At 36.1% G+C, this 15,689-nt stretch carries 17 protein-coding genes and 1 pseudogene; 11 read left to right on the top strand and 7 right to left on the bottom strand.

The genetic code is table 11. The annotated features are described in order from the left end of the window. Positions 1-206 precede the first annotated feature (206 nt). The 5 genes from ABWU50_RS04485 to ABWU50_RS04505 all read left to right on the top strand — a co-directional run bounded on the left by ABWU50_RS04485 (position 207) and on the right by ABWU50_RS04505 (position 3,368). Positions 207-917, top strand: coding sequence for a class II aldolase/adducin family protein (locus tag ABWU50_RS04485; RefSeq protein WP_253307196.1), 711 nt, complete (start codon positions 207-209; stop codon positions 915-917). Positions 918-1,555: 638 nt separating this feature from the next. Then, positions 1,556-1,753, top strand: a complete 198-nt coding sequence (locus tag ABWU50_RS04490) for a transposase (protein WP_353275465.1) — start codon at positions 1,556-1,558, stop codon at positions 1,751-1,753. Between the two features lie 3 nt (positions 1,754-1,756). Continuing rightward, the gene (locus tag ABWU50_RS04495) at positions 1,757-1,990 is read left to right on the top strand and encodes a DDE-type integrase/transposase/recombinase (protein ID WP_341822668.1); all 234 of its coding nucleotides are present in this window, start codon (positions 1,757-1,759) and stop codon (positions 1,988-1,990) included. After that, positions 1,987-2,115, top strand: a complete 129-nt coding sequence (locus ABWU50_RS04500) for an IS3 family transposase (RefSeq protein ID WP_353270857.1) — start codon at positions 1,987-1,989, stop codon at positions 2,113-2,115. The genes ABWU50_RS04495 and ABWU50_RS04500 overlap by 4 nt, the downstream gene beginning before the upstream one ends. A gap of 74 nt (positions 2,116-2,189) precedes the next feature. After that, a complete protein-coding gene (locus ABWU50_RS04505; RefSeq protein WP_353275467.1) occupies positions 2,190-3,368 on the top strand; it encodes a ribonuclease D in 1,179 nt (392 codons plus the stop codon). A 155-nt stretch (positions 3,369-3,523) separates the two neighbouring features. On the opposite strand, the gene coaE is transcribed toward ABWU50_RS04505, so the two are convergent. Beyond that, entirely contained in the window at positions 3,524-4,111 is a 588-nt protein-coding gene (gene coaE / locus ABWU50_RS04510; RefSeq protein ID WP_353275469.1) for a dephospho-CoA kinase, read from the bottom strand. 166 nt (positions 4,112-4,277) lie between these two features. Between coaE and ABWU50_RS04515 the strand changes: the two genes are divergently transcribed. The 3 genes from ABWU50_RS04515 (at position 4,278) to ABWU50_RS04525 (ending at position 6,779) form a co-directional block, all read left to right on the top strand. Continuing rightward, positions 4,278-5,681 carry an NAD(P)H-dependent flavin oxidoreductase gene (locus ABWU50_RS04515; protein WP_264688020.1) on the top strand — a complete coding sequence of 468 codons (1,404 nt, stop codon included), beginning with the start codon at positions 4,278-4,280 and terminating at the stop codon, positions 5,679-5,681. A gap of 80 nt (positions 5,682-5,761) precedes the next feature. After that, complete coding sequence (locus tag ABWU50_RS04520) at positions 5,762-6,613, top strand: hypothetical protein (protein ID WP_353275471.1); 852 nt, start codon at positions 5,762-5,764, stop codon at positions 6,611-6,613. A gap of 43 nt (positions 6,614-6,656) precedes the next feature. Further along, a complete protein-coding gene (locus tag ABWU50_RS04525; RefSeq protein ID WP_353275473.1) occupies positions 6,657-6,779 on the top strand; it encodes a hypothetical protein in 123 nt (40 codons plus the stop codon). 343 nt (positions 6,780-7,122) lie between these two features. Here the strand turns inward: ABWU50_RS04525 and ABWU50_RS04530 are convergent. From ABWU50_RS04530 to ABWU50_RS04550, 5 genes and pseudogenes are all read right to left on the bottom strand, one after another. Beyond that, a pseudogene (locus tag ABWU50_RS04530) lies at positions 7,123-8,290 on the bottom strand (transposase). 243 nt (positions 8,291-8,533) lie between these two features. Then, entirely contained in the window at positions 8,534-9,697 is a 1,164-nt protein-coding gene (gene dxr / locus ABWU50_RS04535) for a 1-deoxy-D-xylulose-5-phosphate reductoisomerase (RefSeq protein ID WP_353275475.1), read from the bottom strand. Positions 9,698-9,770: 73 nt separating this feature from the next. Then, complete coding sequence (locus ABWU50_RS04540) at positions 9,771-10,268, bottom strand: hypothetical protein (RefSeq protein WP_353275476.1); 498 nt, start codon at positions 10,266-10,268, stop codon at positions 9,771-9,773. Between the two features lie 153 nt (positions 10,269-10,421). Then, complete coding sequence (locus ABWU50_RS04545; RefSeq protein ID WP_353275477.1) at positions 10,422-11,126, bottom strand: ABC transporter ATP-binding protein; 705 nt, start codon at positions 11,124-11,126, stop codon at positions 10,422-10,424. Continuing rightward, entirely contained in the window at positions 11,119-11,901 is a 783-nt protein-coding gene (locus ABWU50_RS04550) for an MlaE family ABC transporter permease (RefSeq protein WP_264731954.1), read from the bottom strand. The genes ABWU50_RS04545 and ABWU50_RS04550 overlap by 8 nt, the downstream gene beginning before the upstream one ends. Before the next feature lie 331 nt (positions 11,902-12,232). On the opposite strand from ABWU50_RS04550, the gene rpmF reads away from it, so the two are divergent. Genes rpmF through ABWU50_RS04565 form a run of 3 tightly spaced genes read left to right on the top strand, consistent with a single transcriptional unit; the run spans position 12,233 to position 14,412 of the window. Further along, positions 12,233-12,415 (top strand): 50S ribosomal protein L32, encoded by a 183-nt coding sequence (gene rpmF / locus ABWU50_RS04555; protein ID WP_010962967.1) that lies wholly within the window; start codon positions 12,233-12,235, stop codon positions 12,413-12,415. Positions 12,416-12,425: 10 nt separating this feature from the next. Continuing rightward, positions 12,426-13,463, top strand: coding sequence for a phosphate acyltransferase PlsX (gene plsX / locus ABWU50_RS04560; RefSeq protein ID WP_353276366.1), 1,038 nt, complete (start codon positions 12,426-12,428; stop codon positions 13,461-13,463). After that, positions 13,456-14,412: a beta-ketoacyl-ACP synthase III gene (locus ABWU50_RS04565; protein ID WP_264688027.1), complete on the top strand. Its 957-nt coding sequence runs from the start codon at positions 13,456-13,458 to the stop codon at positions 14,410-14,412. The genes plsX and ABWU50_RS04565 overlap by 8 nt, the downstream gene beginning before the upstream one ends. A gap of 772 nt (positions 14,413-15,184) precedes the next feature. Here the strand turns inward: ABWU50_RS04565 and ABWU50_RS04570 are convergent. After that, positions 15,185-15,679: a Smr/MutS family protein gene (locus ABWU50_RS04570; RefSeq protein ID WP_353275479.1), complete on the bottom strand. Its 495-nt coding sequence runs from the start codon at positions 15,677-15,679 to the stop codon at positions 15,185-15,187. Positions 15,680-15,689: the final 10 nt, after the last annotated feature.

The raw sequence follows: 15,689 nt of genomic DNA on the forward strand, positions 1-15,689 counted from the left end.
GAAAATTATTTTTATAGTTAAGATATTATGTAATTTAGAAACATAAATTCTGTATATAAACTCTATAATAACGATAACTACTTTTAAGCAAGCTACAATACAAAAGTGTTTGGTATTCAGAAAGCAAGACAGAGTGGCATAGACTTATTAGTTTACTACAAGCCTTTTTTCGTATATAAATCTTCAGAAGATTCTAACAGAGGATTGTGTTGTTAACAAAGAGCAGAGTAAAAAGGGATCTAGTCTATGCCTATCAGATTTTGTCTTACCTTAAGCTGGATGATCATACATATACTCACCTCTCGGTATGTTCTGAAGATCAAAAGTCGTTTTATATTTACCCATTTGGTATACGCTTTGACGAAGTGAATGAAAATTCATTGATGAGAGTATCACTAGATGGAAATGTGATTGAGGGTACAGAATATCAATATAATAAAACTGGCTATATAATTCATGGTTTTGTTTATCAAGCAAGGAAAGACATTCAAGCAATTTTTCACCTGCATACACCTTCTATTGTAGCAGTTTCTTCTCTAAAAGATGGACTACTTCCAATAAGTCAATGGGCACTGCACTTTTACAATAAAATCTCTTACCATAATTATAATTCCCTAGCACTTAGCAATACAGAAGGAAAGAGGTTAATAGCTGATCTGAAAGAAAATTTTGTCATGTTAATGCGCAATCATGGATCTATAACGTGTGGTCGGACTATACAAGAAGCAATGTTTTACACGTATCATTTAGAACGAGCGTGCAAAACTCAATGTTTAACGTTAGCAATGAATAGGGAGTTATCAATTCCAAGTGAAGAAATTTGCTCAAAAGCTGTAAAGGATCTCCTATCTTTTGAAAGCAATCTTGGTGAGAGGGATTGGCACGCATGGGTTAGACTAATTAAAAGTAAGTTGTAAGAGGCTTTCGCACTACTATCTGTCATCCAAGTAGGGAGTCATACGCGTCAAGTTAAGAGGTTATGAGCAAATTTAGAGAGGTTAAAGTGGATACTCTGACCTTACCCAGAAAAAGTAGAGAGAAAGTTAAGACGTTTTTTCAAAATATGGCAAATAGAAGCAGCAGGATTCAAATTAGAAGCTGTTAAGCTGGTTAAAGAAACAGAAGTAAAAAAATAGCAAAAGATCTAGGCATAGATGGCAGTATGTTAAGTAAATGGGTAAGAAAATATGATGGAAAAATGTCAGAAGCATACGCATTTCCAGACAAAGGCTCCTTATGACAAAGAAAGATTTGATCTAAAAAAAGAACTAGCAAGAGTAACAAGAGAAAGAGACATTTAAAAAAAAGCCCTGACCAAACAAAAAGAGTAAAGTATTCTTTTATATAGAAATTGCTATAAAATACAGGAACTATGTAGGGTTTTAGACATATCTGCTGGTGGTTATTATAAATGGGTTGCTAAGGGAAAAAGCAGTAAGGAATTAGCAAAAGATGGGCTTCTAGAAGATATTCAAAAAAAGCATCCAAATGCAGATCCCTAAAATTCACGCTGAATTAAAAGCTTTAGGCAAAAATTAAAACAGTACAAAGTGTTATGCAGAAAAATGGTATTCGGGCTATATTGAGAAGAAAATTTAAAACTAAGAAGCAACAAAAGGACAATAGAGTCGTAGCTCTCAATATATTAGACCAAAACTTTATTGTCGATCAACCAAATAAAATATGGGATTACTTATATAAAAACCAAAGAAGGATGGCTATATTTGGCAGGATCTATATTCACGCATGGTAGTTAATGAGCAGTTCAATAAATAAACAATTGGTTATTGACTCTTTATTGATGGCCGTTAATAAGCGCAAACCCGATAAAAATCTGCTGTTACATAGCGATCAAGGGTCACAGTATACCTCTCAAAATTACCAATTTCTATTGAATACAAAAAACATCATTTCCAGCATGAGCCATAAGGGATGTTGTTACGATAACTCTGTTGCAGAAAAGTTCACTCAAAAGGGAGCTGCTTATTGATACTTCTCGCTCAACAAACCAGAACTGCCATATTTGAATACATAGAAATCTTTTATAACAAACAACGTAGGCATTCTACTATTAATTATTGCATTCCTGCACAATTTGATGCATCATTCTCATGACAAAAACGTCTTAACTTTCTCTCCACTTTTTCTGGGTAAGGTCAGATAAAGTAGAACCACCAAGTGAAAAATATATGCTAATTAGTACAACATCAGAGCTGGAAGATACGTGTGAAGAATTAATAGCAAAAAAGCCGAAATTTATAGCAGTTGACACGGAGTTCATTAGAAATAATTTAACCTACTACCCAAAATTATCGTTAATTCAAATTTCTTACGGAGAGAAGAGTTTTATTGTAGACGCATTAGTGCCAGAAATTGATTTATCATTCATTAAGAAAATAATGCTAAATCAGGGGATAACCAAAGTGTTTCATAGCTGCCGGCAGGATATAGAATCCTTACTCACTGTGTTTAAATGTATTCCCACTCCCATTTTTGATACCCAAGTTGCCGCTATGTTTTGTCATTATTATCATGACTTTATTGGTTACTCAAAAGTAGTAGAGCAATATCAAGGAATAGTGCTGGATAAAATTAAAGCTAAAAATTCAGATTGGTTAAGGCGTCCGTTGTCCGAGGATCAGTTAGACTATGCAATAAACGACGTGGTACACCTATATGACTTATACCAAATATTGTGCAATAAATTTGAAGAAAATAATAGGATGTGTTGGTTTCAAGAAGAGATGGAATCAATAGTTAATATAAATAAGTATTTACATAGTCCAAAAGATGCATGGAAGAGAATTAAATTTAATTATGAAGCAAATCCAAGATTGGTATTAACTGTTAAAGCAGTTAGTGAATGGCAAGAGACCTTAGCACAGCGCTATAATATGAATCGTAATAAAGTAATTAATAATGCTGTAATAGCTGGTTTTATTGAAAAAAATGTAGAACATGTTGATGAGATTTTAGATGATCTCAAGAGGAATGCAAAAAATATAAAAGATGCAGATTTACTAGAGTTTGTGAATATTTTTAATGAAAATGAAAAAAATTGGATGCAGCAAAACAACATCTTACCGAATAATTATGACAAATCTGTATTCGATATACTCTCAATTATTTTAGATAGTAAATGTAAAGAAAGTAACATATCAAGGAAATTAGTTTCTTCAAAAGATGAGTTAACCGGGTCAATATCTGGGCAGATAGATAAACTATTCAAGGGGTGGAGATACGATTTTTTTGGCAGGTCAGTTGAATCATTTTTGAACACAAGCTCAAAATTTGAGATTTCAGCAGTGAAATCCGCAAATAATACAACTAAAATTCGGAGTAATTTGGTGGAGAATAACTGTTGCTAAAGTAACTTAGATTTATCGACAATCGTCATTCCGCTGCTTGTTAGCGGGATCTAGAGATACCGCGGCGGTATGGCGGTTCGCGGCAGTATGAAGATAACCTCGTCATCCCGCTGCTTGTTAGCGGCCAAGAGATACTGTGGCGGTATGACGTAGAGCTACGTGTTGAGGTTTAATGAATCCACTATTTTTTTTATTTGAGAAAAAACATACTCTTTGCTTACACTGGTGTCGATAATAAAGTCACTCATCTTCCTTTTCTCCTCAATAGATAACTGAACATTGAAGATTAAATTTAGCTTTTCTTTATCTATGTTGCGTTCGTTAAGTCTTTGAGCTTGCACAACGCTATCTGCATAGATAAAAATAATAAGGTCACAGTATGAATGAAATTTTGTTTCTAATAGAAGTGGCACATCTAAAACTAAAAGCTTTCTATCGATCTTTTTTTCCTTGGCAATAAAAAATTCTAATTCACGCAGCACAGCAGAGTGAACCAAAGATTGAAATTGTTTCCAATTTTCATCGTAGGTTAAGAAATATTTAGACAGTACTGTTCTACCTATTTCACCATTTACTACCACTCCAGGAAAATTTTTTTCTGCATAACTTATTATGCTTTTATCCACTTTATAAAGTTGGTGTACAACAGAATCAGCATCAAACACAGCAGCACCAAACTCTTGAAAGCAATTAGCTACAAAGCTCTTTCCTACCCCAATTCCGCCTGTTAGACCTATGATCATATAGCAAAATACATTAGACTTCTTTCGAAACTATATTACAGTAGCTGCTGTGTCTACTCAAAACCCAAATTTGGCTATGCAGAGGCTCTGATGATATAAGAAAAAATAAACAGCTATTATTTTTTTAGTAATTAAGTAAAATAGAGTGAAAGATTGCGAGGAAGTTTTGAAAAATAAGATAAAAAAGATAGTAATTTCGGGAAAGGAAGTGTGGCCAATCATTGAGGGCGGCAAAGGCATCGCAATCAGTGATGGAAGGTCAAGTGGAGCATTTGCTGCAGCAGATGCTGTGGGTACGTTTTCTGGTGCAAATGCTAAGCTTATTGATGATAATGGTGAGTTAGTGCCGCTGATTTACAAAGGCAAAACAAGAAATGAAAAACACAGTGAATTGATTGAGTATAGTATTAAAGCTGGAATCAGTCAGGCAAAAATAGCGAATGAAATATCAAAAGGTCATGGAAGAATACATATGAATGTGCTTTGGGAGATGGGAGCAGCAGAACGCGTGCTTCATGGCATATTAGAAAAAGCAAAAGGCTTAGTTCATGGTATTACCTGCGGTGCTGGTATGCCTTATAGGCTTGGAGAAATTGCAGCTAAATATCAGGTTTATTATTACCCTATTGTCTCATCGGTGCGTGCTTTTAAAGCATTATGGAAGCGTACTTACCAAAGAATATCTTCCTGTTTGCTTGGTGGAGTAGTGTATGAAGATCCATGGCTTGCTGGAGGGCACAATGGACTCAGTAACAGTGAAGACCCAGAGCTACCACAAGCTCCATTTGAAAGAGTTGCAGAGCTTAGATCTTTCATGAACGAGATCGGTCTTTCAGAAACACCAATTGTTATGGCAGGAGGAGTGTGGCATTTGAAAGATTGGGAACATTGGTTTGACAATCTGCAAATTGGACCAATAGCTTTTCAGTTTGGCACTCGTCCACTTTTGACGAAAGAAAGCCCAATTTCTGCAGAGTGGAAAAAGAAGCTACTCACTTTAGAAGAAGGTGATGTGTTTTTAAATAAATTCAGTCCAACAGGGTTTTACTCATCTGCAGTAAAAAATAACTTCATACGTGAGTTGCAGAAACGGAATTCACGTCAAATAAAGTTTTCAGAAAATGCCAGCGAAGAATTTAGTAGTGAATTTGCAATGGGTAGCAGAGGTAGGAAGATCTACCTTACTTCAAAAGACAAAGAGCTGGCAAATACATGGACTAAAGCAGGGTATACAGAAGCAATGAAAACTCCAGATACAACTGTTATTTTTGTGACGCCAGGCAAATTTGCAGAGATAAGACAAGATCAAATCAATTGTATGGGATGCTTAAGTCATTGTTTGTTTAGCAATTGGAAGGATCACGGCGACCATTCAACAGGACGAAAGCCAGATCCACGGAGTTTTTGTATACAAAAAACACTGCAAAACATTATACATGACGGCGATATTGAAAATGAACTCATGTTTTCCGGGCACAATGTGTACAAATTTAAGCAAGATCCGTTTTATGAGAATGGCTACGTACCGACAGTAAAAGAGCTGGTGGAAAGGATATTAACAGGGTATTAAGTTATGGTTGATTTGACAAGAAGACGTTACTTTGTTATAATAAGTATTTATTAATTTAGTCTTAACTTAAGAGGGTATTTATGGTAGCAAGTGATAGTGTTTTAAAAAGGTATGCGTTAGCCTATATAAAAAAATCTGGTAGTAACAGTAATGTTAAAGAGTTTTTACAATTTTGTAATACGCAAAACACCACAAATTGGAGTGAGGAGAATTTTAAAAATGCGTATGAAAAATTTACACATCCAAATTCAAGCAATAGGCACGATATAGGAAGCAGAAATAATCAATATAACGCAGGGAATAACAGGCAACCTACAGGCCCTCAGGTTACACACGTACATGTACACAATGATAGAGGTTTAGATTTTTGGGATTATTTACTACTTCGCAGCCTGTTTGGTGGTCATACTACAGTTATAAATAACCCTGGTTTCAGTAGTGGTAGCCATCAAAGCAGAGAAGATAAGAAAAAAGACTCGGAAGACAGTAGAAAGCTATTAGCTTTAGGTATGGTAGCTGCAGTTGTGTGTGTTGCTTTCCATGCTGGTATGTGTTTTTGGTATAACAGCAGCAGAAAAGCGGCTAGAAAAGAAGAAAAAATAGATTATCTTGATAATAAGCTTAAGATGCTTAGGAATATAGAATTTGCGGTTGGCGCTGTTTCTTTAGCGGCTTTGGTAGCTTGTGTTGTTTACCCAGTCTTACCAGTGTGGGGTTTAGTTATCCTTGGCGTTAATTCTCTCGTATGTTTTGCTGGTGGTTTAGCTTTTCATATGAAGCATGAGAAAGAATCAGATAATATTGAGAAGGCTAAAGAAGCAGTTAGGAATTATGGACCACCTCCTCCTTACTCTCCTCCAAGCGCTCCTCCTTATAGTGAACTTAATAATTCTAATGTGGGAAGGGTGTTTGAGAATTGTAAGGCGTGCTAAACCCATAACTGTACGAACATTTTGATTTGGGCCCATCAGGAGGGTGTCATTCCAGTACTCCTTTCTCGTCATCCCAGTGCCCAGACACTGGGATCCAGCTAAGTTAGTGAGTGTAAAAGTAGCCAACCTTACGTTAAAACACAACGTTCTTGATGAGATTGCATAAAAACTGGATTCCTTACATCATAGAGGCACTGCCATTATAGAGTAAAATGAGATCCCAGTGTCTGGGCACTGGGATGACAGCTAGCCTGACAACCGTCATCCCGCTACTTGTTAGCGGGATCTAGAGATACCGCGGCGGTATGACGGTTTGCGGTAGTATGACGTAGTACTGCTGTCGTCCCGCTGCTTGTTAGCTGATGAGATACCGCGAATGAATCGTGGTATGACGGTCTGCGGTGGCATGACGATAACCTCGTCATCCCGCTACTTGTTAGCGGGATCTAGAGATACCGCGGCGGTATGACGAGGGAGAACAGTCAATGGCGTTAACTTAAGAGCATACATTAGCAAACTCTCCTAAAGACATGATGGCGTTTAGGCTTATCTACTTTATCGCGGCTATACAATCTTCCCGGTCGGATCTTAACTTTAGCGCGTATACTTGCTCTATCAAAAAGGGCTTGAAAATCTTTTGGCGCAACAAGCACTTGATAAAGTTTCTGTCTCATCACACCAAATAAAACTGAAAAATTTAAACGATACTCAGCAATTTGATCTGGGTTCCAAGGCCCTTGTGCATCACACATATGAAGCGATAATATATTGCACATGACCAAGTTTGCCCAAAATTCTTGTAATACAGCCTCTCCAGAAAAATTCTCTAACTCTGCTCCTACTTTGAGTCGTTTATAGCACTCCTCTATGTGCCACCTTAATACATAAGCTTTACTGATATCTTCCAAAGTCTCGATCAAAAAGTGAAGTCCTCTGTTTCTCCGTTGGCTAATGTCAGCTCTTACTTTCTGTCCTTTCATTTTATTTTTTAGCTTTTCATTTTCCAATATAAAATCAAAATCTAATTCGCCAGCGTTCCCATAGCTTGCTATAATTTCTTTTTTGCAAGCGAAAAATAAAATCTACTTCCAAATCATCATGCTGCTGAATGAATTTTACTGAAGACGATCATAGATAAATAATAATTTCTCTTGATTTAATGAACGCATTTGAGTGATAACTTCGGGTAATTGCTCTTCCGCCAACGTTTGTTCACCTATATTCCAAGCCGTAAAACGAGCACTACAAATCAGCGAAGTACACAAATCAACAAACAAATTGCCAATGGTGCCTGTTGTTCCATTTGGTTCAAACTCGGATACAATTTCCTCAGAGCTGGGTAATCTCATACCAGAACCATCTGCTGCAATAAGTCTATAGCCTCTCCAAGTTCCATACTCAGGTTCATCCTGATAGGCTGTTTGGATGCTTAAATTCTTGAAAGCCTGTATGGCAAATCTTATACCTTGCTTTAGAAAAAGCTTGCTTTGAGGGTACATGTCAATGGCTCCATAAGTTCACATTCTATTCCCAAACTTTTTTTAACTAACTATAGAAAATACTGTCGAAAAAAGAAGTTTTCTTGTTCGTGTAAAACTCAACACAATGGATTTTCTGAAAAGTTTTCGAGTATATTGCATTTTTAATTTGTAAGATAAGATCTTTTCCTTTTTGCATGCCTCACCTAAAAATGACACATTTTAAACTTTTTTGTTGCAATAAAATAGAAACAAAAGTGCTGTCTCTTGTAGTATTTTACTCCTTAACATCCCTTAAGTTGATGCCATTGCCTGAACGGATACAATTATTCAACCATATTTTTGAAGATAGCTAGTTTCTGTATTTATTTTAAATTGAAGAAAGCTCAAATGAAAGATCGTGTTTTGCTAAAATCACAGAATGCAGTCTGGTTACATTACTCTAGCTATACGCAACAACTCTACTTTCAACAATTTTATTAGCAATAATACGACTTTCACAATCAATATTTATTATATCAGATAGTGAATTAATATCAGTGTAACTATCAAAACTTTCCATTGTTGATTCCACTACCTCTACTATTTTTAAAAAGCCAATTCGTGACTTCAAAAATTCATTAACAGCTATTTCATTTGCAGCATTGAGCACAATACTGTTTGTTTGTGGAGCAGAAGAGTTTAACACTGCCATACTAAGCTTTAGCGCAGGAAAACGCTTATGGTCTGGTTCTTGAAAGGTCAATTTTCCTTGCTTTGTTAAATCTAATTTACGATTTAAAGCTGATCTTTCCGGCCAAGACAAAGCATATGAAATAGGAATTGCCATGTCAGTTTCTGCAAGCACAGCAAAGTTGAACCCATCCTTATAAGTTACAATTCCATGTACTATTGACTCAGGATGCACTATTGCTTCAATTTTATCCGGGCTGATGTTAAACAAGTTATGTGCTTCTATTATCTCTAGTGCCTTATTCATCATTGTTGCACTATCAACTGAGATTTTCCTTCCCATATTCCAAGTGGGGTGACTAAGCGCCTGATCTACGGTGACATTTCTTAATTGCTCAGAACTATAGTTTAAGAATGGTCCACCAGAAACAGTAAGTATGATCTTTTCTACGCATTTGTCGTCATTTTGCAAAACTTGAAAAATTGCGTTGTGTTCAGAGTCGATAGGGATTATTTGTACGTTTTTTTCTTTAGCTTTTTTGAGTAATAACTTTCCACCGCAAACAATGCTTTCTTTGTTTGCTAGTGCAATGACTTTAGTACCGCTTTCTATGATGTGCATAACTGGTTCAAGGCCTGCAATGCCAATTATTGCAACAACTGAGAGATCAACAGGTATGGTAGCAATATTTGTAGCGCCAATTGCTATTTTTACATCTGTACCAAGTAGGTTTTCTCTTAAATCTTTGTAAAACCTTTCATCGGAGATAGCAACGTATTTTGCATTCAGCAGTGTTGCTTGGTGTGCCAGTAGAGCAAAGTCTGAGTGGGCACTTAGTGCTTCCACTTGGTATTCTTCTTTTCTCCTTGAGAGCAAATCTACAGTCTTTTTTCCAACACTTCCTGTTGATCCTAAAACTGAAACCTTTTTCACTAAGACAAACTCACAACAATAGCAACTTTTCTTATTAGGTCTTCTCGCATACTATTCAGCAGTTTTTAAGCGTTTAACCAAGTTCATGTTCGTGGTCATCGCCAACAGATGGTGAAGGACCAGGTGAAAAAGATTGACCATGGTGATCACCTGCATCATGCATGTCTTGCAAACCATCAGCATTATGAGCCATTTCATTATTGGCATGAGGGTAATCATCTGAGTGAGGTCCCTCATCACCATGAGCCATATCCATTCCTTCTGATGGCATATCTTCCCCACCTCCACCTGAAAAATGTTCTCCAAGGCTTTCAAGAAATTTTATGCCAAACATATTACCTGATTTTCCAAACAGTGTTACTAAACTACTGCCACTTACCAAACTTTCAAACACGTTACTATAAGCAGCAATTGCTCCTTCATGAAAGTTGAACAACCATTTCATTCCATCGACAACTGTTGAAACAGAATCACTATGACCAAGACCAAAACCACTTTTCTCACCAGCAGCCTCTTGGTGTTGCTGCTGCGCTTGCCATTCTGCAATATTTGGACCTTGAGCTTCACTCATAAATTTTTACTCTCAACCTTAAGCTATTATTTTATCACAAATATTGCAAAATATCAATAGAGCTTTTGAATATAGCTAATACAAACAATTTCTGTCATCTTATATATGACCCATATAGGACCCAGTTTGAAAAAATCCGAATTCCAATGTCTGCTACCTTATATAACGAATGAATTTCTTTATATATTCGTTATTAGTATTTTGTATTTCCTGAACAGTTCCATGGGAAATGATCTCCCCTTCATGTAATACTGCTATTTTATCAGCTATTTTAAATGCGCTATGAATATCATGTGTAATCGTGATAATTGTAGTGTTAAGATCTTTAGATAATTTTATTATTATCTCGTTTACTATATCTGACATAATTGGGTCCAATCCTGAAGTTGGCTCATCTAATACGATGATTTCTGGATTGTGTGCAATCGCCCTTGCAAGTGCTACTCTTTTTTTCATTCCACCTGATAGCTCTATTGGAAACATATCTGCTATGCTTTCCTCCAGTCCAACATCATTTAACTTCTCGATTACTAGCTGTTTTGCCTCCTTTTTGCTGATATTAAAGCGCTTTTTATAATTAAAAGATATATTTTCCCACACTGTAACGTAGTCAAATAAAGCGGAATTTTGAAATAAAACCCCAAATTTATTTTTGCTTTTACTATTTATTTTAACAGACCCTGAGTCTGGAGCAAGCAAGCCGATAATTGTTTTTGTTAGTACAGATTTGCCGCTTCCTGAGCCGCCAAGTATGACTAATGATTCCCCTTTTAATATATCGAAACTTAGATCTTTTAGTACTGTCCTATCATCAAAAGATAAGCTTAAGTTCAATATTGATATTATGGGGTTACGCATGTATCAAAGTAATCATGTAGTTTGCTAAAATGATCAGTATGGACGATAAAACAACAGTTGATGTTGTAGCAACACCTACTCCTCGTGCACCTTCTTTGCAATGGTAACCGTAATAGCAACTTGAGACAGAAATTATGGCGCCAAAAGCAATTGCTTTTATTAGCCCAACAATAAAATCGTACATATTAAAGAATTGAGCTGTGTATTTAATGTATATATTTAGATTGTGGTTAAATTCGAAGACTGCAGTGATACATCCTCCAAATATTCCTATTAGATCTGCACATACTGTAAGTATGGGAAATACTATGATTGACGCTAAAATCCTTGGTGCAATTAAATACTTGAAAGGGTTGATGTTCAAAGTTGTAAGGGCATCTATTTGCTCGGTGATGCGCATTGTACCAATTTCTGCTGCAATTGATGATCCAACCTTCCCTACCATTATTAAGCTGATCAAAACTGGTCCTAACTCTTTAATGATAGTGATCGTAACAAGTTTGGGTATTATCTGCTCTTGGTTAATTAATGAGTCACTCAAGCTGCTTTGTAAAACTATCGCCGCTCCTATAAAAACTCCAGTGAGCCCAACAATTGGCAGAGAGAAAAAGCCTATCTCTATAATTTGTTTTGCTACGTTGCTAAAATAATATGGTGGCACAAAGCAGTGGTATAGAGATTGAATAAAAAATATGAATGCACTACCAAGCCTTAACAAAAAATTGATAAAGTACCTACCAATTATTCTAACACTATTTATATCAAAAAAGCTCACTTTGTATTCATTTTAGCTAGAGGTTAGTCTTACTGATTTTATTAAAATTTTTATTAACTTTATCGCAAAGTATAGCTGAGATATGTTTTAAGTTCAACATACTTGATGTTTTAATTTAAAGCTTAACCCAAGAAAGGTTTCCCTACATCATACCGCCGCGGTGCTAACTAGTAGCGGAATGACGGTTTTTCAAATTGTAGGTAAACCTGAGCCACTTTAGCTATAGGACTCAATTACATAAGCAAACCTTACTTATTTTATTATCCCTGTTTACTTCTTGTAAAAAACATGTTATTAATGAATTGAATTTTGTAGTAGAATGGAGGAAGTTTTGGCAGTTCCAAAGAGAAAAAAGTCGAAGTCAAGGCGTAATATGCATCGTTCTCATCATGCTATTGAGCCTAAGAATGTTGTGGTATGTTCAACAACTGGAGAATTCATGTTGCCTCACAATGTAGCAGTAGATGGCAGTTACAAAGGAAAACGAGTTTTCATTAAGCAACAGGCAGAATGACTATTATGGTATGTTACCTACGGTCAATAATCACATAGTTATTGCACTTGACGCTATGGGGGGCGATTTTGCGCCTCTTTCCGTAATTCAGGGTGCTGGTTTTTTTTTGGATAATCTTGTTGAACCAGGCATTAAAGTTCTTTTTCATATTTATGGAGATAAGGAAAAAGTATCTCCTTTGCTTTTGAAATATAAAAAAGTAAGTAACAATTCTGAGTTTACTCATTGTTCTGACAATGTCCTTGCAAATGATAAGCCATCTTTTGCGCTGAGACATCGTAAAGACTCAAGTATGAAAGCTGCAATTGTTGCGGTGAAAGAAGGTAAAGCTTCCGGAGTGGTATCTTCAGGCAACACCGGGGCGTTGATGGCAATTTCCAGATTTATTTTAGGAACATTACCAAATATTTATCGTCCTGCTATTGTCTCTATCTGTCCAACTAAGACAAAAAGCTTCGCTTTGCTTGACCTTGGTGCAAATGTCGATTGTAATGCCGATTCGTTATTCCAATTTGCATTAATGGGAAGTATATTTGCAAAAGTAGCGCTAAAAATTGACAATCCTGAGGTTGCTTTGCTAAATATCGGTACAGAAGAAGTTAAAGGTAATGACTCAGTGCGCGGCGCTTTTGAGTTGCTTAAAAACGCTCCAGGCATTAATTTCAAAGGGTATATAGAGGCAAGTGAATTTTTAGAGGGTAATATAGATGTGATTGTTGCTGATGGTTTTGTTGGCAATGTAATGCTCAAAACAGCTGAGGCAACCGCTAGTACTTTTATCAATCTAATAAAGCAGGAAGTATTCAACTCGTGGATAGCGAAAATGCTTATTGGTATATTGTTAAAATCTAAACTAAATAAAGCATTAACGCGTTTTAATCCCAAAATTAGAAGTGGAGCTATGTTTTTAGGGCTGAATGGTATCATCATTAAAAGTCATGGAAATTCTGATCCTATTTCTTTTGCCCATGCTATAAAATTTGCAGTAAATGCAATTAGTGAAAATTTAAATCAAAAGATAATTAACGGGGTAAGTCATATTGAATAAAAGTTTCATATTAAGCACTGGATCTTATCTACCAAGAAAAACGTTGAGTAACAACGAAATTGCATCGATAGTTGAGACAAGCGATAAATGGATAAGGCAGAGAACAGGAATAGTTCAAAGGCATATAGCAGATGAAGGAGAATTAACGTCAGATCTAGCTGTAAATGCAGCAAAAAGTGCTATAGAAAAAGCTAAAATTTCAGTAGATGAAATTGACTTGATTATAGTTGCAACAACAACGCCTGATAAAACTTTGCCTAGCTGTGCAACGATTGTACAAAGTAAGTTAAAATGTAAAAACGCATTTTCTTTTGATGTACAAGCAGCATGCTCTGGTTTTATATATGCAGTTACAGTTGCTGATTCGCTCATAAAATCTAACAATAGAATTAAATATGCGCTCGTTATTGGTGCTGAAATAATGTCTAGGATTGTTGACTGGGAAGATAGGTCAACTTGTGTACTCTTTGGTGATGGTGCTGGTGCAGTGATAATAAAATCGGAAATGGGTAGCAGCGTCATCATATCAACAAACTTACACTCTGATGGCAATGTGGACATATTATGTACGAACGGAGGGGTATCCTCTACTGATGATTCTGGAAAAATATGCATGAATGGAAGAGAAGTGTTTAAACATGCAGTGGATAAGTTAACAGCCTCAGTAGAGGAAACACTAAGATGCAATAATTTGAAAATCACTGATATTGACTGGTTAATTCCCCATCAAGCAAACATTCGTATTATTGAAGCAGTAGTAAAGAAATTAGATTTTCCTATAGAGAAAGTGATTAATACCGTTGATAAGCATGCAAACACCTCAGCAGCGTCAATTCCACTGGCTTTAGACTATGCAATACAAGAATCAAAAATAAAATCAGGAAATCTGGTACTGCTGATTGCAATAGGTGCAGGTCTCACATGGGGTTCCGTGTTGCTGCGCTATTAGACTTCTTGCATTACCTCCTGTTACCCAACTCGTAGAACATCACACCATAGGGCACAGCATAACTGTATGAACATTGTGATTTGAGTCTACCAGATCTAAGTAGCTTGACTACTTGATTGGATGCTGAGTTGGTGAGTATAAAAGTATAGCTAACGCTGTCATACCGCCCAGAACTGTACGAACATTGTGATTTGGGCCCATCAGGAGGGTGTCATCCGAGTAGCTTGACTACTTGGATCCAGAAAACTTAACTTTAAACAAGTGGCTGCATAATAAAGACTAGATTCCAGCGTCGCGCGCTGGAATGACACCATTTTCGGTCTCTTAAATTGCTTTAGCTACAAACATTAAGAAATTTACCAAATAAAAAAAGGCAAAAGAAGCCCCGTGGTGCGAGTTTTGACTCTATATTACTGTAAGTGGCGCTGTAATAATGTGCTAACGCTTAAAATAAGCGCGATTTGGCTGAATGTAGAAAAAATAAAAAAGACATGCAGCCGCTATAATTTTATGTAATCCGCCAAAAAATACCCTAAGTTTTTTACTGAATTTTGTCATTGAGCCTGCAGGTCAAAAACAAGTTTTGAGTCATGAATACCCTTATTTTCATAATAAGGGGGCTGGCGGAGTTTGTCAAGCAAGTTTTTTCGTTTCTGCGGGCTACTTGAATAACGGCTACAATGTTTGTACAATTGTGCGTAACGCGCTGCCGAACACTGGTTTTTATATGGCTATATAAGAAAAATTAAGGCTTAAAAGGAAACTTAAGCAGCTAATAGGGCCTAAGCCTTCTTAATAAAACATAAAAAGCCCCTTTACCACCATGTTTTTTCTTAGCTTGCTGGTAGTATAGAACCATATGCTGGATTTTAGTATCATTTAACCACTTATTTAAGTTATTCTTTATAGTGTCTGTTTTATTTGTTGCACTGCCGTATCCCGTAATTACCAATAAACATCTATTTCCTGCTCGATAATTTTTGATAATAAAATCTATCAATTTACAGTAAGCATCCTCTATACTATAGCCGTGCAAATCGAGCTTATCGCTTATAAAATATTTACCCCTATCAACTTTTGATTTTGTGTTTTGGTCAAGACAAAATGATGAGTTACCATTATTGGTATTAAAAAAATTCCTTTGTAAGTCGGAGGTACCTTTATCAACCATAGACTTTATATTTACTTTATGATTAACTTTTAAAGTAACTTTTCCACATTCTATTGGCTTAACATTTTTTTGCCAATCCAACTCATCGTCCGACATAAACGCATTA

It is taken from the genome of Wolbachia endosymbiont (group A) of Pipizella viduata (assembly GCF_964028555.1).
Taxonomy (GTDB): Bacteria; Pseudomonadota; Alphaproteobacteria; order Rickettsiales; family Anaplasmataceae; genus Wolbachia.

Coding starts and splice junctions, on each gene's coding strand:
- ABWU50_RS04490 (WP_353275465.1), top strand. CDS start 1,556: ATGCAGAAAAATGGTATTCGGGCTATATTGAGAAGAAAATTTAAAACT.
- ABWU50_RS04495 (WP_341822668.1), top strand. CDS start 1,757: ATGAGCAGTTCAATAAATAAACAATTGGTTATTGACTCTTTATTGATG.
- ABWU50_RS04505 (WP_353275467.1), top strand. CDS start 2,190: ATGCTAATTAGTACAACATCAGAGCTGGAAGATACGTGTGAAGAATTA.
- coaE (WP_353275469.1), bottom strand. CDS start 4,111: ATGATCATAGGTCTAACAGGCGGAATTGGGGTAGGAAAGAGCTTTGTA.
- ABWU50_RS04520 (WP_353275471.1), top strand. CDS start 5,762: ATGGTAGCAAGTGATAGTGTTTTAAAAAGGTATGCGTTAGCCTATATA.
- ABWU50_RS04540 (WP_353275476.1), bottom strand. CDS start 10,268: ATGAGTGAAGCTCAAGGTCCAAATATTGCAGAATGGCAAGCGCAGCAG.
- ABWU50_RS04545 (WP_353275477.1), bottom strand. CDS start 11,126: ATGCGTAACCCCATAATATCAATATTGAACTTAAGCTTATCTTTTGAT.
- plsX (WP_353276366.1), top strand. CDS start 12,426: ATGTTACCTACGGTCAATAATCACATAGTTATTGCACTTGACGCTATG.
- ABWU50_RS04570 (WP_353275479.1), bottom strand. CDS start 15,679: ATGTCGGACGATGAGTTGGATTGGCAAAAAAATGTTAAGCCAATAGAA.